This window comes from Lacisediminihabitans sp. (genome assembly GCF_036404185.1).
GTDB lineage: Bacteria > Actinomycetota > Actinomycetes > Actinomycetales > Microbacteriaceae > Lacisediminihabitans.
This window is the reverse complement of record NZ_DASWPB010000134.1, coordinates 1-4141: the sequence shown is the minus strand read 5'-3', so window position 1 is coordinate 4141 and position 4141 is coordinate 1. Positions and strand designations below refer to the sequence as shown.

Below are 4141 nucleotides of genomic sequence, written 5' to 3'. Positions count from 1 at the left end.
CCCTCAGGAGCCGAGCGCGGCATCCACGATCGTCTTGGCCTCCGCCTGCACCTGCTTGAGGTGCTCGAGACCGAGGAACGACTCGGCGTAGATCTTGTAGACGTCCTCCGTGCCGCTCGGGCGCGCGGCGAACCAGGCGTGCTCGGTGACGACCTTCACGCCGCCGACGGGGGCGCCGTTTCCCGGCGCGACGCTGAGCTTCGCGGTGATCGGCTCACCGGCGAGGGTGTCAGCGGTGATGGCCTCTCCGTCGAGCCCAGCGAGCGCCGCCTTCTGGGCCTTGGTCGCCGCGGCGTCGATGCGCTCGTAGACGGGTGAGCCGTACTTCTCGGTCAGCTCGGCGTACAACACGCTCGGCGACTTGCCGGTCACGGCGATGATCTCGCTGGCCAGCAGGGCGAGCAGGATGCCGTCCTTGTCCGTCGTCCACGCGGTTCCGTCCTTGCGCAGGAAGCTCGCACCGGCCGATTCCTCGCCGCCGAACGCGACGGATCCGTCGACGAGCCCAGGCACGAACCATTTGAAACCGACCGGCACCTCCCAGAGACGCCGCCCGAGGGACTGCACGACCCGGTCGATCATGGTGCTGGAGACGAGAGTCTTGCCGACCGCCGCATCCGCCGCCCATCCCGGCCGGTTCTGGTAGAGGTACTGGATGGCGACCGCCAGATAGTGGTTCGGGTTCATCAGGCCGCCGTCCGGCGTCACGATGCCGTGCCGGTCGGCATCGGCGTCGTTGCCCGTCACGATGTCGTACTCGTCCTTGTGGGTGAGCACCGAGGCCATGACGGATGCCGAGGACGGGTCCATCCGGATCTTGCCGTCCCAGTCGAGGGTCATGAACCCCCAGGCGGGGTCGACCTCCGGATTGACGACGGTCAGGTCCAGGCCGTAGCGCTCGGCGATCGCGCTCCAGTAGTGCACACTCGCGCCGCCCAGCGGGTCGGCGCCGATGCGCACGCCGGCGCGCTTGATCGCCTCGACGTCGATGATGTTCTCCAGGTCGGCCACGTAGTGGCCGCGGAAGTCGTAGGTGCCGACGCCGCTCGGCTCCGCGCGCTTGACCTCGCGGTTGCCCCCGGCGATGATCTCGTTCGCCCGATTCGCGATCCAGGTCGTCGCGTCGCTGTCCGCCGGTCCGCCGTGCGGCGGGTTGTACTTGAAACCGCCGTCGCGCGGTGGGTTGTGACTGGGGGTCACCACGATGCCGTCGGCCCGGTCGTCGTGCCCCGCCGCGTTGTAGGCGATGATCGCGTGGCTGAGGGCCGGGGTCGGCACGTAGTCGTCGAACTCGTCGGTCAGCGCATTGACCCCGTTGGCCTCGAGCACCTCGAGGGCCGTCGTCTCCGCGGGACGACTGAGGGCGTGGGTGTCGCGCCCGATGAAGAGTGGCCCGGTGATGCCCTGCCCCGCCCGGTATTCGACGATCGCCTGGGTGATCGCGGCGATGTGGGTGTCGTTGAAGGCGCGGTCGAAGGCGGAGCCGCGGTGGCCGGAGGTGCCGAAGACGACCCGCTGCTCCGGGATGGTGACATCGGGCACCAGGTCGTAATAAGCCTGCACGAGCGCCGGGACGTCGATGAGGTCGGATGCTTGGGCCGGTTGTCCTGCGCGCACGTTCATGCATCCAGTCTGGCACCCCCTCGTCACCGGGCGAAGATCAGGCGATGATCATCCTGCTGATGAGGTCGCCTTCCAGGGTGAACCGGATGTCGCCGGTGCCGTTGTACCCACCCCCGCTCACGACGAGCGTGACGACCTGCTCGTCGGCCTCCTGCCGGCAGGCCGTCGCCTCGAAGTGAGCGTGCTTGCCGATGTTGTCGCTCCGGTTCCAGCGAGCGACCCCGTCTCGGCCGTGGAACTCCCGCCCCCAGTCGACGAGGTAGGCGTCGTCGGCGAAGGTCGCGAGGAAGGTCTCGGTGTCTGCCGCGTTGGTGGCGTCGACCATCCGCTGGATGGGAGCGGGGAGGGCGACCATCAGGCCGTCCCGCCGTTCGCGAAGACGACCTGGCCGTTGATCCACCGACCGGGGCCGGCGAGGAAGGAGACGACCTCCGCGATGTCCTCCGGCGTCCCGAGCCGGTGCATCGGGTTCTGGCCCTTGATCCGTTCGATCAGGGCCTCGTCCTTGCCGTCGAGGAACAGGTCCGTCGCGGTCGGTCCGGGCGCCACGGTGTTGACGGTGATGTCGCGACCGGCGAGCTCCTTGGCGAGGATGAGCCCGAGCGCCTCCACCGCGCCCTTCGTGGCCGCGTAGGCGGAGTAGTTGGGCAGCGAGGTCCGGGTCACGGTGGTGGAGAAGTTGAGGATGGCCCCGCCGTCCCGCACCCGCTGCGCGGCGAGCTGGTCGACGACGTAGGTGCCGCGCAGATTGGTGCGGACCGTGCGGTCGAAGTCGGCGAGGTCGAAGCCGGCCAGGGGCCCGAGGATCATGATCCCGGCCGCGTTCACGACGACGTCCACGCCGCCGAAGCGGGCCTCCGTCGCCTCGAACAGCGCCGTGACCGCGGATTCGTCGGCGACGTCCGCGCGGACGGCGATGGCGGATCCGCCCCTCGCCTCGATGCCCTCCACGACCGTTTTGGCCTCGGCCTCGTTGCTTGCATAGGCGATGGCGACGCCGAAGCCGTCCGCCGCGAGCCGTTCGGCGACCGCACGGCCGATGCCTCGCGAGCCCCCCGTCACGATGGCGATCCTCTGATCCATGATCTTTCCCTTTCGAAGCGCGTTATAGAAGCGACTATATCGTCGCTATATAAAGTACTATAGCGATATGGAAGCAAAGCGCAAGGAGCACGGTTCGCGGCAGAGGCTCCTCGACGCTGCCGCCCGCCTGCTGGCCGACCGGGGGACCGAGGTCTCGACCCGCGCGATCTGCGAGGCTGCCGGGGTGACCGCGCCGACTCTGTACCACCACTTCGGCGACAGGGACGGGCTGCTCTCCGCGGTCGTCAGCCACGGTTTCGGCGAGTACCTGCAGCGCAAGCGCGAGCTCGAGTCGACGGGGGATCCCATCGAGGACATCCGCGTCGGCTGGGACGATCACGTCGCCTGGGGCACGGACAATCCCGCCTTCTACTCCCTCATGTACGGGCAGGTGAAGCCCGGCCATCATGCGAAGGCCGCCGATGAGGCGCAGGGGCTCCTGATGGGCAAGCTCGAGGCCGTCGCCGCCCGCGGGCTGCTCCGCCTCCCGCCGCCGGTCTCCGCGCGGATGATCATGTCCGCGAACGTCGGTCTCACCCTCCTGCTCATCAGCCAGCCGGATGCCGCGGCCGACGCCCTGTCCGCGCGCGTCCGCGAGTCCATGATCGCCGCGATCACCCGGGATGCCGCCGTGCCGGAAACGGGGGAACGGCTGTCGGTCGCCGGCGCCGCCATCGCCCTCAAGTCGACGATGGCGGCCGAGCCGGTCGAGGAGATCGGCTCGGCGGAGCGACCTCTCCTCGACGCCTGGCTGGACCGGCTGTCGGTCCATGCCAGCCGCTAGGATTCGACTCATGCCAGCAACGGACGCCGCGGAGACCTACAGCTATCTCGGACCGGCGGGCACGTTCACCGAGGCGGCGCTCGCGCAGGTCCCCGAGGCATCCGGCAAGACCTGGCGTTCGGTGAACAACGTGGGGGAGGCCCTGGGCGACGTCGTCGCCGGGAGGAGCGTCGCCGCGATGATCGCGATCGAGAACTCCGTCGAGGGCGGGGTGTCGGCGACTCAGGATGCGCTGGCCACCATCCCCAATCTCCGCATCGTGGGCGAATACCTGGTTCCGGTGAACTTCGTCCTCGTCGCCCCCCGCGGAACGACGCTCAGGGAGGTGAAGGTCGTCAACGCGCATCCGGTCGCCTACGGACAGTGCCATCGCTGGCTCGAGGCGAACCTGCCCGATCACGGTCACATCCCGTCGACCTCGAACGTCGCCGCCGCGGCATCCCTCTTCGACTCCGACCTCGCCGACGCCGCGATCGCACCTCCCGGCATCACCGCCCACTACGACCTCGACGTGCTCGCCGAGAACATCGGGGACAACCCGAACGCCGTCACCCGCTTCGTGCTGGTTGCCCGAACCGCGCCGATCCCGCCCGCGACCGGCGCGGACAAGACCAGCATCGTCGCCGAGCTCCCGGAGGACCGCGCGGGAGC

5 protein-coding genes are annotated in these 4141 nt (G+C 69.2%); 2 read left to right on the top strand and 3 right to left on the bottom strand.

The window, feature by feature from the left end:
* Positions 1-3: 3 nt before the first annotated feature.
* From pgm to VGC18_RS09725, 3 genes are read right to left on the bottom strand one after another with little or no spacing between them, the layout of a single operon-like run.
* Positions 4-1623 (bottom strand): phosphoglucomutase (alpha-D-glucose-1,6-bisphosphate-dependent), encoded by a 1620-nt coding sequence (gene pgm / locus VGC18_RS09735; RefSeq protein ID WP_331096741.1) that lies wholly within the window; start codon positions 1621-1623, stop codon positions 4-6.
* Between the two features lie 37 nt (positions 1624-1660).
* Positions 1661-1978 (bottom strand): nuclear transport factor 2 family protein, encoded by a 318-nt coding sequence (locus tag VGC18_RS09730; protein ID WP_331096739.1) that lies wholly within the window; start codon positions 1976-1978, stop codon positions 1661-1663.
* A complete protein-coding gene (locus VGC18_RS09725) occupies positions 1978-2706 on the bottom strand; it encodes an SDR family oxidoreductase (RefSeq protein WP_331096737.1) in 729 nt (242 codons plus the stop codon). The genes VGC18_RS09730 and VGC18_RS09725 overlap by 1 nt, the downstream gene beginning before the upstream one ends.
* Positions 2707-2773: 67 nt before the next feature.
* On the opposite strand from VGC18_RS09725, the gene VGC18_RS09720 reads away from it, so the two are divergent.
* Together VGC18_RS09720 and VGC18_RS09715 are read left to right on the top strand one after the other, a co-directional pair.
* A complete protein-coding gene (locus VGC18_RS09720) occupies positions 2774-3490 on the top strand; it encodes a TetR/AcrR family transcriptional regulator (RefSeq protein WP_331096736.1) in 717 nt (238 codons plus the stop codon).
* Positions 3491-3500: 10 nt separating this feature from the next.
* Positions 3501-4141: prephenate dehydratase (locus VGC18_RS09715; RefSeq protein WP_331096734.1), on the top strand; the 641-nt coding region annotated here is incomplete at its 3' end.